General features: G+C 39.5%; 18 protein-coding genes. 8 read left to right on the forward strand and 10 right to left on the reverse strand.

Going from position 1 to position 16,097, the window contains the following annotated elements; translation table 11 throughout:
- Positions 1-16 precede the first annotated feature (16 nt).
- Entirely contained in the window at positions 17-3,097 is a 3,081-nt protein-coding gene (locus JTI58_RS19485) for an MMPL family transporter (protein WP_205443121.1), read from the forward strand.
- 85 nt (positions 3,098-3,182) lie between these two features.
- Here the strand turns inward: JTI58_RS19485 and JTI58_RS19490 are convergent, their stop codons facing one another.
- Positions 3,183-3,803 carry a hypothetical protein gene (locus tag JTI58_RS19490; RefSeq protein WP_205443122.1) on the reverse strand — a complete coding sequence of 207 codons (621 nt, stop codon included), beginning with the start codon at positions 3,801-3,803 and terminating at the stop codon, positions 3,183-3,185.
- 197 nt (positions 3,804-4,000) lie between these two features.
- Here JTI58_RS19490 and JTI58_RS19495 point away from each other — a divergent pair, with 197 nt between their 5' ends.
- The 6 genes from JTI58_RS19495 to JTI58_RS19520 all read left to right on the forward strand — a co-directional run bounded on the left by JTI58_RS19495 (position 4,001) and on the right by JTI58_RS19520 (position 9,540).
- Positions 4,001-4,270, forward strand: coding sequence for a general stress protein (locus JTI58_RS19495; protein WP_205443124.1), 270 nt, complete (start codon positions 4,001-4,003; stop codon positions 4,268-4,270).
- Between the two features lie 179 nt (positions 4,271-4,449).
- Complete coding sequence (locus tag JTI58_RS19500) at positions 4,450-5,004, forward strand: integrase (protein WP_205443125.1); 555 nt, start codon at positions 4,450-4,452, stop codon at positions 5,002-5,004.
- A 71-nt stretch (positions 5,005-5,075) separates the two neighbouring features.
- Positions 5,076-5,258, forward strand: a complete 183-nt coding sequence (locus tag JTI58_RS19505) for a hypothetical protein (RefSeq protein ID WP_243456430.1) — start codon at positions 5,076-5,078, stop codon at positions 5,256-5,258.
- Positions 5,259-7,610: 2,352 nt separating this feature from the next.
- The gene (locus JTI58_RS19510; protein WP_205443126.1) at positions 7,611-8,648 is read left to right on the forward strand and encodes a threonine aldolase family protein; all 1,038 of its coding nucleotides are present in this window, start codon (positions 7,611-7,613) and stop codon (positions 8,646-8,648) included.
- Positions 8,649-8,742: 94 nt separating this feature from the next.
- Positions 8,743-9,294, forward strand: coding sequence for a DUF1697 domain-containing protein (locus tag JTI58_RS19515; protein WP_205443128.1), 552 nt, complete (start codon positions 8,743-8,745; stop codon positions 9,292-9,294).
- A gap of 33 nt (positions 9,295-9,327) precedes the next feature.
- Positions 9,328-9,540, forward strand: coding sequence for a hypothetical protein (locus JTI58_RS19520; RefSeq protein ID WP_205443130.1), 213 nt, complete (start codon positions 9,328-9,330; stop codon positions 9,538-9,540).
- 48 nt (positions 9,541-9,588) lie between these two features.
- Here the strand turns inward: JTI58_RS19520 and JTI58_RS19525 are convergent, their stop codons facing one another.
- On the reverse strand, positions 9,589-9,780 hold the full coding sequence (locus JTI58_RS19525; RefSeq protein ID WP_205443131.1) for a hypothetical protein: 192 nt from the start codon (positions 9,778-9,780) through the stop codon (positions 9,589-9,591).
- A gap of 130 nt (positions 9,781-9,910) precedes the next feature.
- On the reverse strand, positions 9,911-10,459 hold the full coding sequence (locus tag JTI58_RS19530) for a carbon monoxide dehydrogenase (RefSeq protein WP_205443132.1): 549 nt from the start codon (positions 10,457-10,459) through the stop codon (positions 9,911-9,913).
- A gap of 174 nt (positions 10,460-10,633) precedes the next feature.
- Here JTI58_RS19530 and JTI58_RS19535 point away from each other — a divergent pair, with 174 nt between their 5' ends.
- Entirely contained in the window at positions 10,634-11,434 is an 801-nt protein-coding gene (locus tag JTI58_RS19535; protein WP_205443134.1) for an SDR family NAD(P)-dependent oxidoreductase, read from the forward strand.
- 56 nt (positions 11,435-11,490) lie between these two features.
- Here JTI58_RS19535 and JTI58_RS19540 read toward each other — a convergent pair whose 3' ends face one another.
- From JTI58_RS19540 to JTI58_RS19570, 7 genes are all read right to left on the reverse strand, one after another.
- On the reverse strand, positions 11,491-12,018 hold the full coding sequence (locus JTI58_RS19540; protein ID WP_205443135.1) for a GNAT family N-acetyltransferase: 528 nt from the start codon (positions 12,016-12,018) through the stop codon (positions 11,491-11,493).
- A 238-nt stretch (positions 12,019-12,256) separates the two neighbouring features.
- The gene (locus JTI58_RS19545; RefSeq protein ID WP_205443137.1) at positions 12,257-12,454 is read right to left on the reverse strand and encodes a hypothetical protein; all 198 of its coding nucleotides are present in this window, start codon (positions 12,452-12,454) and stop codon (positions 12,257-12,259) included.
- A 107-nt stretch (positions 12,455-12,561) separates the two neighbouring features.
- Positions 12,562-13,434, reverse strand: coding sequence for a DMT family transporter (locus tag JTI58_RS19550; RefSeq protein WP_205443138.1), 873 nt, complete (start codon positions 13,432-13,434; stop codon positions 12,562-12,564).
- A 332-nt stretch (positions 13,435-13,766) separates the two neighbouring features.
- Positions 13,767-14,237 carry a hypothetical protein gene (locus JTI58_RS19555; RefSeq protein ID WP_205443140.1) on the reverse strand — a complete coding sequence of 157 codons (471 nt, stop codon included), beginning with the start codon at positions 14,235-14,237 and terminating at the stop codon, positions 13,767-13,769.
- Positions 14,238-14,288: 51 nt separating this feature from the next.
- Positions 14,289-14,738: a DinB family protein gene (locus JTI58_RS19560; RefSeq protein WP_205443142.1), complete on the reverse strand. Its 450-nt coding sequence runs from the start codon at positions 14,736-14,738 to the stop codon at positions 14,289-14,291.
- A gap of 150 nt (positions 14,739-14,888) precedes the next feature.
- Positions 14,889-15,434: a DUF7010 family protein gene (locus tag JTI58_RS19565; protein WP_205443143.1), complete on the reverse strand. Its 546-nt coding sequence runs from the start codon at positions 15,432-15,434 to the stop codon at positions 14,889-14,891.
- Positions 15,435-15,861: 427 nt separating this feature from the next.
- Positions 15,862-16,059 carry a hypothetical protein gene (locus JTI58_RS19570; RefSeq protein ID WP_205443145.1) on the reverse strand — a complete coding sequence of 66 codons (198 nt, stop codon included), beginning with the start codon at positions 16,057-16,059 and terminating at the stop codon, positions 15,862-15,864.
- Positions 16,060-16,097: the final 38 nt, after the last annotated feature.

The raw sequence follows: 16,097 nt of genomic DNA on the forward strand, positions 1-16,097 counted from the left end.
GGAAAGGAAGAAAAGCATGAAAAAGTCATGGATATTGAGTCCTGTTTTTTGGGTGATAACAGTTATCGTGATGCTGATGGTAATGCCTAATCTTGAAAAACTTGTACTAGATAAAGGACAAATCACGTTGCCTAGTGATTTAGAGAGCGTCATTGGCACAGAGCTGTTAAATGATATTCAAAACGAAGGAAAGGATACCTATTCGTTTGTCTATGTATTTCATCAAGATAAGGGTTTAACAGCTGCTGATTATTCGGCAATCGAAGGGGTACTTCATCATTTAAACACAAAAAAGCTTCATATCACAAATGCGCTCTTCCATACAGACAGTGAGCAGGCGGCAAATCAATTAGTTAGTAAAGACCATACAACCGTCATGGCACAATTGTCAATTGATAGAAAGATCGGTACAGCCAGTGAAGCGGCAGCGTTATTAAAGGCGGAAGTAAAAGATTTATCAGTGGATACATATGTAACAGGAGCCGATATTGTGATGGATGATTTCTCTTCCACAACACAAGAAGGTGTGAAAAAGACCGAAATCATTGCAGTTGTCTTTATCATTGCGATATTGGTGATCATTTTCCGTTCACCGATTATTCCATTTATCTCACTTTTAACAGTAGGGGTAGCCTATGCTGTATCGTTATCCATCATCGCCTTACTTGCTAATTATTGGAATTTTCCGTTTTCTAACTTTACGCAAGTATTTTTAGTCGTCATATTATTTGGGATTGGTACTGACTACAATATTCTTTTGTTTACTCGCTTTAAAGAGGAATTAGCTAACACGAATCATGTCTTAAAGGCGATACAAAACACCTATAAAACAGCTGGGAAAACCGTATTACTAAGCAGCTCATCTGTGTTAATAGGCTTTACGGTGCTGTATTTTTCAAAATTCTCCTTGTATCAAAGTGTCAGTGGAATCGCGATTGGCATTTGTGTCTTATTGGCCGTTTTGATGACATTAAATCCATTCTTTATGGGGTTACTTGGCTTTAAACTGTTTTGGCCAAGTAAGGCGATAGCAGGGCATACTGAAAATAAGCTGTGGGGTTTTTTAGCGAAAAATGCCTTTGCAAGACCATTCGTGGGCATTATCTTTGCCTGTATCCTCACCTTGCCATTTATTTATCATTACGCAGGGGAACTCAATTACAACGATTTAGTAGAAATTGACGACAAATATGAATCGAAGCAGGCAATTAGCTTGATTGAAAAACATTATGAGCCTGGTATGAGTGCGCCTGCAACACTTGTTATCCAACAAAAGGAATCGCTCGCAAGCACTGATTATTTACGTGCATTAGATGAATTAACAGGCATTATTGCCAATACACCTGGTGTAGCAAAAGTCTATTCTCCGACACGTCCTGAAGGGGAGCGTATCGCTGATCTTTATGTGAATGAACAAGCAAATACACTAAAGGGGGGTTTAGGAGAAGCACAAGAGGGTGTCGGTTCTATTCAAAAAGGACTACAGGATGCCACCAATCAATTATCGGAAGAACAAGATGTCAGTGGTGTCCAAAATTTAATTAATGGCACCATACAATTACAGAATGGGGCTAGTGATTTAACGAATGCTTTACAGGGATTAACGAATGGCTTAGACAATGCAACAAATGGTTCTACCGATTTAATTGACGGAGCAGCAGCCTTAGAAGCGGGACTTGGGGAGCTTCAACAAGGACTCAATCAATTACAAACCTCCTATCAACAAATTGATACAGGCTTTCAACAATATCGTCCAGTTTTTTCTCAAATCGAGCAGCTAATCACGTCCTCTAAACAAGCATTTGAAGGTATTTTAGCGGCCATGAATGCATATGTCCAAGCAAACCCGGAAGCAGCAGATGATGACCATATCCAAACAACTATAAATACTGCCCAGCAGGGAATAAGTTCGCTCAATGCATTAGATATTGCATCGCTGTCAGCCCAATATAATCAATTAACACAGGCTTTCGGGCAAGCCAATAGTTCCTTAGCTAATGCCCAATCAGCAATTGTGACATTAAAAGCAGGCGCTCGTGCCCTAAAAAGTGGTGTCAATGATTTATCGCAAGGAATAGGGACAGCCGCACAAGGAGCCAATCAAATAACGGCTGGTTCTCACAATTTAACCAATGGATTAGCTGAGGTAAAAGCAGGGCAACAGCAATTACAACAACATTTAAACAGCCTACAGGATAGCATGGTGGAACTGCGCAATGGATTAGGCGAAGGAGCAGAAGGGCTAGAAGACATCTACGCAGGATTAGATGATGCAAATGGCTATTTACATGAATTGTCAAACAAAGAAACGGGAACATTTTTTGTGCCAACAGAGGTGTTACAGGGTGAATTCCAGGAAAGCTTAAATGCCTATATGACAGATGATCGTCATGCCGCAACCTTCATGATTATTTTGGAGGTCAATCCCTATAAGGAAGAAGCCATGACGATGATGCGTGACATCAAGCATCGAGTGGACAGCTATGTGGAAAGTTCTGTATTGCAGCAAGCAGACGTCTATTTAACAGGTAAAACAATGAGTAATATCGATTTACAAGAAATTTCTTCAGCTGACTTTATACGAAGTGCAGTACTGATGCTTGCTGGCATTAGCGTGATTTTATGGTTGATCACACGCTCATTTTTACAAACGCTTATTATTAATGCCAGCTTATTAATCGCTACATTTGCCAGCCTTGGCTTAACTGAAATGATAGCGAAGCAGCTGCTAGGTTATGACATGCTTAGCTGGAATGTACCATTCTTTACGTACATTATGATTGTCTCACTTGGTGTGGATTACTCCATCTTCTTGATGATGCGCTATAACGAAACAGCACAAGCAGGGCTGAAGGAAATTATTCCGACAAGCCTACAGATGGGAAGTGTTATTTTAGCTGCGGCTGTTATTTTAGGTGGCACATTTGCTGCATTAATGCCATCGGGCGTTATTACGCTGATTCAGGTAGCGATGGCAGTGATTATTGGATTAGTGATCTTGACGTTTATGATGATGCCAATCTTTATTCCAGCTTGGTTTGGGCTTGCTGACAAAATAAAGCTACTCCTAGCAAACAGAAAAGAAAACAATCAGTAACGTTCATATATTTTTTTAGAATAGAAAAATTACTATTATATGAAATGAAAATGTGGATTTGGCATTTTCCAAATCCACATTTTAGCTAGAGTCTATTCCAAATAAACATAAATTGAGCTGCATCCGATTCGAGGGCAATTTGATGATAATCAGTTGATTCATCATCTGTAATCAAACGCCCTTTTTGCACATTTAAAATGGCATGTTTAACCGAATCAGGATGTTCAATCGCATAGTGGGAGTCTTTTAGAAGAGTGAGGGCAGATCGACATTTATGTTTATCAATACGCTCATTTTTTCCTTTAAAATACAGCTTAATCAAATAGGGCACATCGTCAATGATTAAGCCAAGCTCAGGATTGGAACGAACGATTAAATCGTCACAATACCAATTCGCCTTCCCTGGTTCAAACCACTGAACATGTTTATTTTTTAAGAATTTTATATAGGCTTTAACGGCTTCCTGGTAATTTTTCTGGCGTGCAGGAAGGGCGTTATCCACAATGTCGAGTAAATAGGCATCATTAAAGCGTTGTTCATGATATTTTTTTAATCCATCACGCAATGCTTTCCAATAATCTTTTATTGGATGGTACTCTCCCTGATATTTTATATCCTTCACAAACTTTGTCTTAGCTGCACTTCCCTTCATTGTGAAGTCTGTAAATTGTGTTAAACCAATGGATGGCTTTGTGAGAGTCGTCATTTTTCCATCACCCTTCTTTTATCTATAGATTAGTATTATATTGGAAAGGGTACATGTATATGATCGAAGGGCTAGTAAGCAATCAACGCCTAACAGTGTTCTATCACAATAAGAAAATTAGTTTTTAAAAAAAATATATTTCGATATGTTTTGACTGGGAATATAAATAGCTCAAAAAATATTTAGGTGGAATAGAAATGGCTAACAAGCAAAACAATCGCAACAGAAACAACAATGAAAACATGACTGTCGAAGAAGCGGGACGTAAAGGCGGCGAGGCTACGTCTAAAAATCATGGACATGAATTTTATGAAGAAAATGGTCGCAAAGATGGAGAAGCTACGGCTGATAACCACGGCGAAGAATTTTATGGCGAGATAGGCCGTAAAGGTGGAGAGGCACGCAGCAAACAGCGTAGTCAGGACTCCAATGGCAACCAAAATCGTCGACATAACAATAATAACTAATCACATTTAAATAGGTTGAAACCCTTCACACACAAGGCGTTTGTAGTTTTTCACTACAGGCGCCTTTTTTGTTGTTAAGTTCCTCTCAATCCACAGGATAAATTTGTTGAATTTCTCCTAATGGTAGTATATATTTAATCCGCTTCTACTTGTTTTCAGAGGAAATGAGGATAGAGAGAATGACACAACATAAAGAAAAAGAACGATTGCAGGTAATTCAATCCGTCGTGCAGGCTGTGAACATGACGGTCAAGATAAAACAAGATGATTCAGGTATGAATATGAGCTATAACTTTATTGGTGATTATGTAGGTTTTGATGCGAAACGACTAGTAGAGGCAAGAAATGAGCTAATGCTCCCAACTTCACTTGAAGTGTATGTCAAAACAATGACCCTACATGAGCTAGGTCATGCTGTGGATCGAGAAGCATTACAGGCATCTCTTCCATGTACAATGGAAATCTTTACGATGAAAAAGCAACATGCCTTAAAAGAAATATATCGTCAGGAACATCTATTAGCCATGCTGATTGAAGAACATGAAATGAATCGGCAATTTGAGCAAACGGCCTGGACGAATGCATGGATGCTGAATCATACACATCATCTCGTTCCTGAAAAGGACTTTCACTATATCAAACAGCATAGCCTAGCGACCTATCAGAAATTATACGACCAAGATTTACAAGCGTATCACCATCTTTTGAACCAACAGATGGTGCCATTAGTTTAGCTAGAAATAATCATTTCATACCGTCCTGGGAATAGATCAAACCAAATAGGGCAATGTAATACTACTTGGAGGTGATCATTTTGACAAAGGGCAAACAATATAAACGTCAGTCAGAGTTGGCGGAATTAGCGACAGATTTAAGTCCAGATGATTTAGATGTGCGCGAAGAAAATGCTTTAACACAAGAGCAAAAGAAAAATTCGAACGAAGGGAATCGTTCAAAAAAATCCGCCACACGCAAATCGCAATCATAACAAGAACACCACAATCATTTTGGATTGTGGTGTTCTTTTATCAAGCATAGAGAAGACAAAGCCATCGCCACTTTTACATAGAACTATACTACCGAGCGTTGATTTAATGTTACAATTTATAGAATGAATGAAAAGAGTTGGAATAAATGATTATATTTATCGTGTTTGTTGGCGTGGTCGTTGTCATAGGCATCGTCAGTAATGCAAATAAAAATCACAGCAAATCAAACGAGCACAGCCACCACATCCATTCCACAAACGATTTTTCAACAAACGATGCACATCTTTCCTCCCAAGACAGCCAACAGTGTACTGATTCTAGTGCTACAACGAGTGACTCATCCTGTGGCTCCGGCGGGGAATGAAGGTGACCGCTCTGGAAAAGTGGTTGGAGTGCTCCAAAATAAGGGGAAGCCGTTCCTAAATGTGGTAGAAGTGATCCTAAGTAAGGGAAAGCCGCTCCTAAATGTGGTAGAAGTGATCCAAAATAAGGAGAAACCGCTCCTAAATGTGGTAGAGGTGATCTAACTAAGGGAGATCCCGCTCCAAAATGTGGTAGAAGTGATCAAAAATAAGGGAAAACCGCTCTAAATGTGGTAGAAGTGATCCAAAATAAGGGGAAGCCGCTCCTAAATGTGGTAGAAGTGATCCAAAATAAGAAGAACCCGCTCCAAAAAGAGTCCAAAGTGATCCAAAATAAGGAGATCCCGCTCCAAAGCAAGTCCAAGGTGATCCAAAATGAGAAGAAGCCGCTCTAAAGTGAGTCCAAGGTGATCTAAAATAAGGAGATCCCGCTCCAAAGTGAGGTCAAAGTGATCTAACTGGGGAGCCGCCTCGAAAGTGATGCCGAAGTGATCCAACTAAGGGAGACCGCGCTCCAAAGTAAGGCTAAAGTGATTCAAAATAAGGAGAAGCCGCTCCAAAAAGAGTCCAAAGTGATCCAAAATAAGAAGGAGCCGCTCTAAAGAGAGTCCAAGGTGATCCAAAATGAGAAGAAGCCGCTCTAAAGAGAGTCCAAGGTGATCTAAAATAAGGAGAACCCGCTCCAAAGCAAGTCCAAGGTGATCCAAAATGAGAAGAAGCCGCTCTAAAGTGAGTCCAAGGTGATCTAAAATAAGGAGATCCCGCTCCAAAGTGAGGTCAAAGTGATCTAACTGGGGAGCCGCCTCGAAAGTGATGCCGAAGTGATCCAACTAAGGGAGACCGCGCTCCAAAGTAAGGCTAAAGTGATTCAAAATAAGGAGAAGCCGCTCCAAAAAGAGTCCAAAGTGATCCAAAATAAGAAGGAGCCGCTCTAAAGAGAGTCCAAGGTGATCCAAAATGAGAAGAAGCCGCTCTAAAGAGAGTCCAAGGTGATCTAAAATAAGGAGAACCCGCTCCAAAGCAAGTCCAAGGTGATCCAAAATGAGAAGAAGCCGCTCTAAAGTGAGTCCAAGGTGATCTAAAATAAGGAGATCCCGCTCCAAAGTGAGGTCAAAGTGATCTAACTGGGGAGCCGCCTCGAAAGTGATGCCGAAGTGATCCAACTAAGGGAGACCGCGCTCCAAAGTAAGGCTAAAGTGATTCAAAATAAGGAGAAGCCGCTCCAAAAAGAGTCCAAAGTGATCCAAAATAAGAAGGAGCCGCTCTAAAGAGAGTCCAAGGTGATCCAAAATGAGAAGAAGCCGCTCTAAAGAGAGTCCAAGGTGATCTAAAATAAGGAGAACCCGCTCCAAAGTGAGGTCAAAGTGATCTAACTGGGGAGCCGCCTCGAAAGTGATGCCGAAGTGATTCAACTAAGGGAGACCTCGCTCCAAAGTAAGTCCAAGGTGATCCAAAATGAGAAGAAGCCGCTCCAAAGAGAGTCCAAGGTGATCCAAAATAAGAAGGAGCCGCTCTAAAGAGAGTCTAAGATGATTCAATTAAGGAAGAAGTCGCTTCAAAGTGAGTAAAAGGTGATCCAAAATAAGAAGAACCCGCTCATAAGTGAGTCCAAAGTGATCCAAAATAAGAAGAACCCGCTCATAGTGGGTCCAAAATGATCCAACTAAGGAAGAAACCGCTCCAAAGTGGATTATAGGTGATCCAAAAGAAGAGGAGATCAGCTTGTCTCGGATCTCTTCTATCGTACATATTTGAATGGATATTTTTCATCGCCTCACAAATATCTACATCTGTTGAAAAGAACGGAATAGATTCAGCATCCTCGACTAAGGTTTGGTGCGTCATTGTACTTTTGGAGGACAATCTCTAGCCCAATAAATAAGAAGCTATTTACTATTCAGTATTTTTTCAGCTAAACAAATAGCGAAAATAAGGCAACAGGCGTAAGATAGAGTAATAGATAGAGAGAATTTGGAGGTAATAGTAGAGATGATACGATTCGAAAATGATTATGCAGAGGGTGCCCATCCACAGATTTTGCAACGATTAGTGGCCACAAATGAAGAACAAACACCGGGCTATGGTATGGACGAGCATTGTGAACAAGCAAGAGCCTCTATTAAAAAAGCCATTGCAGCGGAGCAGGCAGACATTCACTTTTTAGTTGGTGGTACGCAAACGAATACAATCGTTATTGCGTCTATTTTAAGGCCGCATCAGGGCGTTATTGCTGCAAGTACGGGGCATATTGCGGTGCATGAAACGGGTGCCATTGAGGCAACGGGTCATAAGGTGCTGACATTGCCTAGCGATGATGGTAAACTAACGGCGGCACAGGTGAAAGCTTGCTATGATGCGCATTGGCAGGACAGTACGCATGAGCATATGGTGCAGCCAGGTTTAGTGTACATATCTCATCCTACAGAAAATGGCACAACTTATAGTAAGGCAGAATTAACGGCTTTAAGTGAAGTTTGCCGAGACTGTGGTTTACCGCTGTTTTTAGATGGTGCCCGTTTAGGCTATGGTCTCGTGGCACAAGACAGCGATTTATCTTTAGCAGAAATCGCTAAGCTTGTGGATGTTTTTTATATTGGTGGCACTAAAATGGGGGCATTGTTTGGGGAAGCAGTCGTGATCGTGAATCCTGCGTACCAAAAGGATTTCCGCTACATGATCAAGCAAAGAGGAGGGCTGCTTGCCAAGGGTCGATTATTGGGAATTCAGTTCGAAACGCTATTTGAAGATACGCTTTATATGGATATTTCGCATCATGCTGTAGACATGGCGATGCTGATTCGACAGGCGTTTCTCGACAAAGGCTTCGCAATGCGCTATGACTCGAAAACGAATCAGCAATTTCCGATTTTACCAAACCATCTACTTCCGACGTTGGAAGAAAAATATTCCTTCTCTATTTGGGAAACATACGATGATACTCATACGGTTGTGCGCTTTTGCACAAGCTGGGCTACGACAAAAGAAAATGTGGAGCGTTTAATAGACGACATTCACCGATTAGCATAGCCAATCAAGCTGCACCTTGAATAAAAGGGTGCAGTTTTTTCCTATTATTCCCTAATTATTGCTATACTATAGATAAAAGGAAAGGGGGAAGCGAATGACGAAATACGTAGCACTTTTACGAGGCATTAATGTAGGTGGGCACAATAAATTAAAAATGGCTGAATTAAGAGATGCCCTGCAACCACTAGGACTCCAAAATATTCGGACATATATTCAAAGTGGCAATATCCTGTTCGAATCAAGTGAATCTGAAGAACGCTTGCAACAGCAAATTCAAGATACCATCCTAACTACATTCACTATCACAAGTACAGTGATCATCCGTACAGCTGATGAGTTCCACTCGATTGTGAACAATTGTCCTTTCCCAGAGCAAGACTTAACAGACGCAAGTGCTACAGCTACAGGGGAAAGTCTCCATGTAGCATTACTACCAGTAGCTCCAACCGAAATAAACAGTGCTAAGCTATTACAATATGTAAGTGAAAAAGAGCGCTGCATTATCAAGGGCAGAGATGTCTATCTGTTATTTTACGATAGCATTCGCAATGCCAAGCTTAGTCAACACCTGCATAAGCTGGAGGTGCCCGCTACAGTTCGCAATTGGAAAACGATGATGAAGCTTGCGTCGATGATTGATCAGTAGGGAAATCACCTTTTCTAAAAGGAGGCGTGTTGGATGCGACGGGATCAAGTAGTTCATTTTATTTATCCTGTTATGTACTTCCTTGTAAGAACGGTGAACCAATGGAGGAAGCAAGAGCCGATTACATGGGGAGAAAATGTGACGATGATGGTGATAACGATGGTCATCATCTATTTCTTTATTTGGATGTGGAATTGGTCCAAAAAGCCGTATCAATGGGGGAAGAAGAATAATAAAGAAATATAAAACAAGAGAGCAAATTTCATTTTTCTTGAAATGATGCTCTCTTGTTTTTTACTTGAACTTTTCAGGTTTTGTGGCTTTAATAGAGGCAATTTCTCCACATTGCGTACAGACAGTAAAAATAAGAGGAGAGCCAGAAGAAAAGATGCTATTCACGGGTCTTAAAGCCGCATAGCCATCTAATTTCCCTTCAGAAAAAGATTGACCACCACAGGCCTTACAACTATATGTATTCGTTTCCATGTTCTCACCTCATAATGTAAGTTTAAGGAAATTATAACATAGAAAAAGCTACAGCGATATGCATCACTGTAGCTCAGAATTGGTTGATACCCTTTGAGGTTTTCTAAAGTATTATAGCATAACAACTTATTCATTGTATAGATGAAGGAAAATATACTTCATTTGACTTGACTGAATTGGCTATTTGAACGAAAAGATTGGGTGTTTCATGATTCGTGACATCTTTATAAATGCTGAGAAGATATTGTAAATGGTTTTCTTCAAAGACAAAGAAATTAAAAAGTAGGTGCTCAAAATAAATCCCCTGACTACCATCCTGCAGTGTATAGGCTTTTCCTGAAAAGCTCAATTTTTGTTGAATAGGTCGAATATCGATTTTAAAAATATGCTGTTTCATTTCGTTATGAACATAGAGAATATTTAGTGCATCATTTATGCCATCTTCATGATCTTTGTAAAATCGGCCAAATTTATGCGTGATGGAAAATGGGGGTAAAACAGTTGGCAGTTTGACCTTAGTATAATACTGTTCAAATTCCTTCACAGCTGCTTCTACTGATTGATAGCCCGCTTCATCAAATTTTTCCTCAAAAGTGGGCGGCTGAGGATGCGCGCTAACATGATCAATGGTTTGGTAAATTAAAAAAATAAATAGTGAAAAAGTAATTTTCTTCCGCATTTGCTTGCACGTCCTTATTGAAAGTACTTTATTTTTAAGTATCTCGATTCAGATTGAAAATATACATTTCACATTCAAGGCTATTAGTTTAAAAATAAATAGTTTAATGTTAAACTATTTAACGGTAAGAGAGCTAATTCGCTCTTTTTCGTGTGATTGAAGGAGGAATTAAAAATGGATCGAGTAAAAAATAAAGTGGCATTAGTGACAGGTGGGGCTTCTGGTATTGGTTTATCCGCAGCTAGCTTATTAGCAAAAGAGGGCGCAAAAGTAGTCATTGCTGATTTCAATGTAGAGGGGGCAAAAGAGGCGGCAGCTACTTTAGTCAAAGAAGGGTATGAGGCGGCAGCGGTTTTCCTTGATGCAGGGGATGCTTCCTCCATTGAAGCGGCCGTGAACTTCACGGTAGAACGATACGGCTCATTAACGGTGCTCTTTAATAATGTTGGTTTAACTAACCTGAAGAAAGATTTAGATGTATTGAATATTGATTTAGACGAGTGGGACCGTTTAGTGAATGTGAACTTAAAATCCATCTTACTTGGCAGTCGTTTTGCGATTCCGCATATGCAAAAAGCGGGCGGGGGCTCAATTATTAATACGGCTTCTATGGCGGCATTCGCCAGTGACCAAATCCGTACAGCCTATGGGGCAACAAAAGCAGGGGTGGTGAATATGACGAGAAACATTGCCACACAATTTGGGAAGGATCATATTCGTTGTAATGCGGTTGCACCAGGGCTTATTTTAACACCAGCTGCGAAAAACAATATGCCAGAGGAAATGCTAGCGATCTATGGAAAATTTAATGCGCTACCTTATCATGGGGAAGCAGATGATATTGGCCATGCAGTCGTATTTTTAGCCTCTGACGAATCAAAATTTATGACGGGCCAAACATTGCAAATTGAAGGCGGCCATTATCTCGCTAACCCAACCATCGCTGATACTAATAACTGGCTAGCATCTTTATAGCGTAAAAAATCATTAATAAAAGAGGTTGCCTATTTTTAGGACAACCTCTCTTTTTATTATGCAAAAGCTTCTGAATAACGCACAATACCCCGCACATCGGCAAGTGCATTTTCTGTTAATTCAAGAGCCATAAATGCTTCGTCTGGTACTTCAAACGGTGCTCGAATATGCCAGTTGCTTGCTGGTTGAAAGCCAAACTTTGGGTAGTAATCTTTGTGACCTAACAGAATGACAGAATAGTACCCTAGCTCCTGTGCTTTTTTGAGAGCCGCACGAATTAATTGACTGCCGATGCCCATTTTCTGATGAGAAGGTGCAACTGAGACAGGGGCAAGAGCTAATGATTCCACAGCTTTGTCACCATCCAGTATGTGAATTTTTGATAAAAGAATATGACCAACCAGTTCGTCTTGTTGAATAGCAACGAGTGATAGCTCAGGGATAAAGGCATCTGTTTGGCGAATGCGCTGTACCAGCAAATGCTCCTGATGATCACTGTATGCTTCATTCAAAAAAGCACTTTTCACGATGGCCTCCGTTGTTTGATAATCTGCTGTGAGTTCTTGTCTAATAATCATGTCCATTTGTAATCTCCTGTTCTTTTGAAAATCTATAAATGGTGCTTTCTTGCTACATTCCCTGTATTAAGAAAGCGTACTCACAATGCTTAAACATAAGTTGAACAAACAAAAACCTCCCATATAGACTGCTTATAGTATAGCGAACTTGAGCGTTTTATAAAATGCTATTCACTCGAAAATAAAGCAAAAATCAGTGATTCGCCTGTTTGAAACATGAAATTCCTCCAAAAATTTCATGTTCCTATGTCCCTAAAAGAAAAGCAAGATAAAGCACGGCATAAAGGGGAAGTGCAATAGAAAGGAGGATATACATGCTCCATTCACCAAGCGATAATTTTCGTTGCCACTTCGTTAATTTTAGCTGTCGACAATAGATCATACTAGCAAGTAAAAAAATTAATAAAGTAAAATCCTTTAAGTTATTTAAAAAGGTGATCAATAGTATCAGCTCCTTTAAGCTTTTGCAATATATGTGCTACCACGATTTTCGATGACTATAGGAATGCAAAAAGTGCGTCTCTATCTAACATAGAAACGCACTTCGATTTATTCCTCTCGAATGACAATAAAAACGCCACTAAAAATTAACAGGGAGCCAATCCAAAAGGAAGGCCCGATCGTCTCTCCCAATAAGAGCCAGCCTAAAAATGTGCCAACAATAGGTTGAAAGAAGAAAAATAGGCCACCACTAGACGCATTCATTAGTTGAAGCCCTTTATTCCACAGTAAAAAACCACCAGCAGTTGAGACAATACCTAGGTAGAGCAAGCCCCCTGAAATCGTTGGCTGCAAAACACTTGCTAGATCCAAATCCTGTAGCCTTGGAAGGACAAAAGGAGTCAATAGCATCACGGCAATCAAAGATGTATAGGTCGTAACAACAATTTGTGAGTAATGGCTGGGCACTTTTTTCACGAATACCGACATCAATGCCCACGTTAAGGCAGCAAGCAGTAAGTAGAGTCCACCTAATTGCTGTGTCACGTCGATTTGACCGTTACCTACAATGATCCCCACGCCCATCGTGGCAAGAGCGATGGACAAACACTTTTTCAGCGTAATGCTTTCTTTTAAAATCAAACGGGCAAAGACGACCATAAAAGCAGGAGTTGTTGCTGTAATGATTGCCCCCATCTGCGCAGTGGACAGCATTGTACCCATTTCCTGCGTAACAATCGAAATGGTGTTCCCGATAAGTCCAACAAGAAAAATAATCAACCAATCTTTTTTCACTATTTTCCAAGATTGCTTCATCACGATACCAATGATACCGAGTGCAATCACCGCAATTAAATAACGCATCCAAACAAGCTCTAATGGTGGCACAACCTCCACCACTACTTTAACGACGACATACATAGCACCCCAAATACTTGCGGCAAGCGATAAAAAGATGGCGCCGATTACTAGATTTCTCATGTTTTTTCCTCCGTTTTCATAGATACCTATGCCCTTAACGGAGAAAAAGCGCTTCTACCGTTAAGGAAGAAGAAGTGCTGGTACATCCTGTTCAAATAATGGAGCAAACATCATAATCATCCACCATCCTCAAGTCATTTTTTATTAAGTATAATAGAATATACATTGTTTTCCAAGGGGAGAGGGATGCAAAGGGCATTACTTCCATACGAGATAGGGGGGAAGAAACATGAAGAACAAACCATCCAAATTAGACGAGGTATCCTACATTCAGTTAATCACCACAACAGAGAGTATGGTGGGGGAAGCCTTCCTTTTGTAGGTTTCCGCCTTTATAATTTCACCCCATTATTTTTAGACTGGATGAAATAGCTATTAGTTGATTCCTGCTTATAGTGTCCTACATTCAATTCGTTCAGATTTATTAAATCCTTAAAGAATTTGGGGACAGGGCAATTCCAATCTACATTTGCTATTGTTAGTGGAAAATTGTCCTCAGCTGGATTAGGCGTATGTATATTTACTGAATCCAAACTAGCGTCTTCCTCCACGAACTCCATCCACAATTGATAGGGTTTTCCGAGTGTCGAAAGCTTTTCTGATAAATGGTTATACAAGGCGATATGTGCTTTTATATGCTCTCTTCGTATCTTCAAACCATTATTGCCATACCCGTAAAAATCAAGGTGGGTGTGCCACAAGTCAAACCAACCTTCTTTGCCAAAGTCTACATCATATGGGTCTGCCGTTGTTTCTCGCCATAAGTTACGGAAATAACGCTTTTTCCCACGAAATTTTTTCAAATTACTGTTCCTCCATTTAAACAAGTTGTTCTTTTCATTACTTTGCCTTTATTAAAATAATGGCTTTGGAAATCCACTAAGGTGCGCGATAACAGAGATTTGCCCAACATGGTAAGCTTCATGCGAGTAAACATGATGAAACAACCAGTTAAGTTTAGGTACGGAAGGTGGTGTCCAACCATCGGAAAACTTTGGCACCTCGACTAATTGATTGAGCTGCGAATCGTCTAATGTATGTAGAATGTTATCCGTATAATTTCTAATTTCAATATAGCTATCTAGTATTTCCTTAGGCGAACAATCATCGTGAAGGTTTAACATACAAGGTTTTTTTAGACCAATTTCATTCACCCAATAGTCTTCGCTACTGGATAAATGAGAAATAACCCAAGCTACATTATTTGGATAAAAATCGGATTTCTTATACCAAAACGCCTCATCAAGAGTGTTTAGGTAAGGTATTAACGTTTTCCTAAGATCATTACGATATGGAAACAGCAAATCCATCCATCCTTTCATTTATGCATACGTTTATTGTAAAGGAACAAGCATGGGATAGGAAATGAATACTTTATTTCTCAGGTTGAATGCGGTCTGGAATAATTAAACGATAGATAGTGTCCAAAAAAAAAATCACCTTGAGGAAGGTGATTAAATCGGATTGACTTTAAGCTCTCTTAGAATCAAAAGAACGCCCATTCCATACACGATAGAGATTGCTAAAGGTACAAGTGTGAAAGCTTGATCAACAAAGAAGCCACCTAAAATCAAAGCAGAAAAACAGACGCCTAAAGTCACAAATAAATAAGCTTTACTTTTATAAATCCATATGTAAGGAAGAAAATGAGAGCCTGCAAGTAAACCAATTGTGAAGGGAAGGTATTCAGGTATGTTCATATACACAATGATAAATACAGGTATGTAAAAAGCTTGAGGAGCAGCAACGATTCCTCCTAACGTCCCTAAAGGGTTACCAGTAGCGTTTAAATTAATACCAAGAATTTTACTAATGAACATACCGATTGGAAAAATAGCGCCCAAGCCAAATATCCAAATTAAATGTACAGTTTCTATTGGCAAAACTAAGGGCATTAGGGTGAAAAGTAAAAAGACAACGGCACCAGAAAGTAAAATGGGGAATCCTTTTTTTACTTCAACGATCATTTCCTTTTGTAAATCTTCCAGTGTTTTATCCATCAATGCACCACCTTTCATGAAATGAATAGAATACAACCTATAATATACCAGTAATTATCTATTTTTACCATAGATGATTTGAAATGGAATTTTTAAAAAGATTGAACATAAAAAAGCCGATTAGCACGTCCAATCAGCTTCTGTTTTTTAGCTTTTTCTCTGTTTCCATACCGACACTGAAAACCGCGATTACCATACTAAAGAAAAATATAATTTGAACGAATCTGTCTGCGGTCCAATGCCCCAAAAAATTCATGAAGACAAAGATCATAATTAAAATTGTTGAAACCACTTGTATATAGAAACGTAAATTAACAAGCATTTGTACACCTCCAATTTATGTAAATCAAATCACGCTTTAAGGTTAACGTGGATGAGGGGTTAAAACCATTATTATTGAATATTTGAAAGAAATTGTTCAGTAAAGTTATTTATCTTTTTGAGGTTTTACAAAGAATGAAAGGAACATAACAGAAACACCTAGGGCAATGAATAGTACTGCAAAAGATTTATTTGAAATAAATGAATTGTATTCTAGGGCACCAGTTAATCTCGCTGATCCGATTGAAAGCGATAAGATGCCTAAAACAAATATGATATGTCCAATTTTAGAATGTGTTTTCATTTCATAACAACTCCTGATATTAGGTTAATGATAACATC

The organism is Lysinibacillus fusiformis (assembly GCF_016925635.1).
GTDB lineage: Bacteria > Bacillota > Bacilli > Bacillales_A > Planococcaceae > Lysinibacillus > Lysinibacillus fusiformis_F.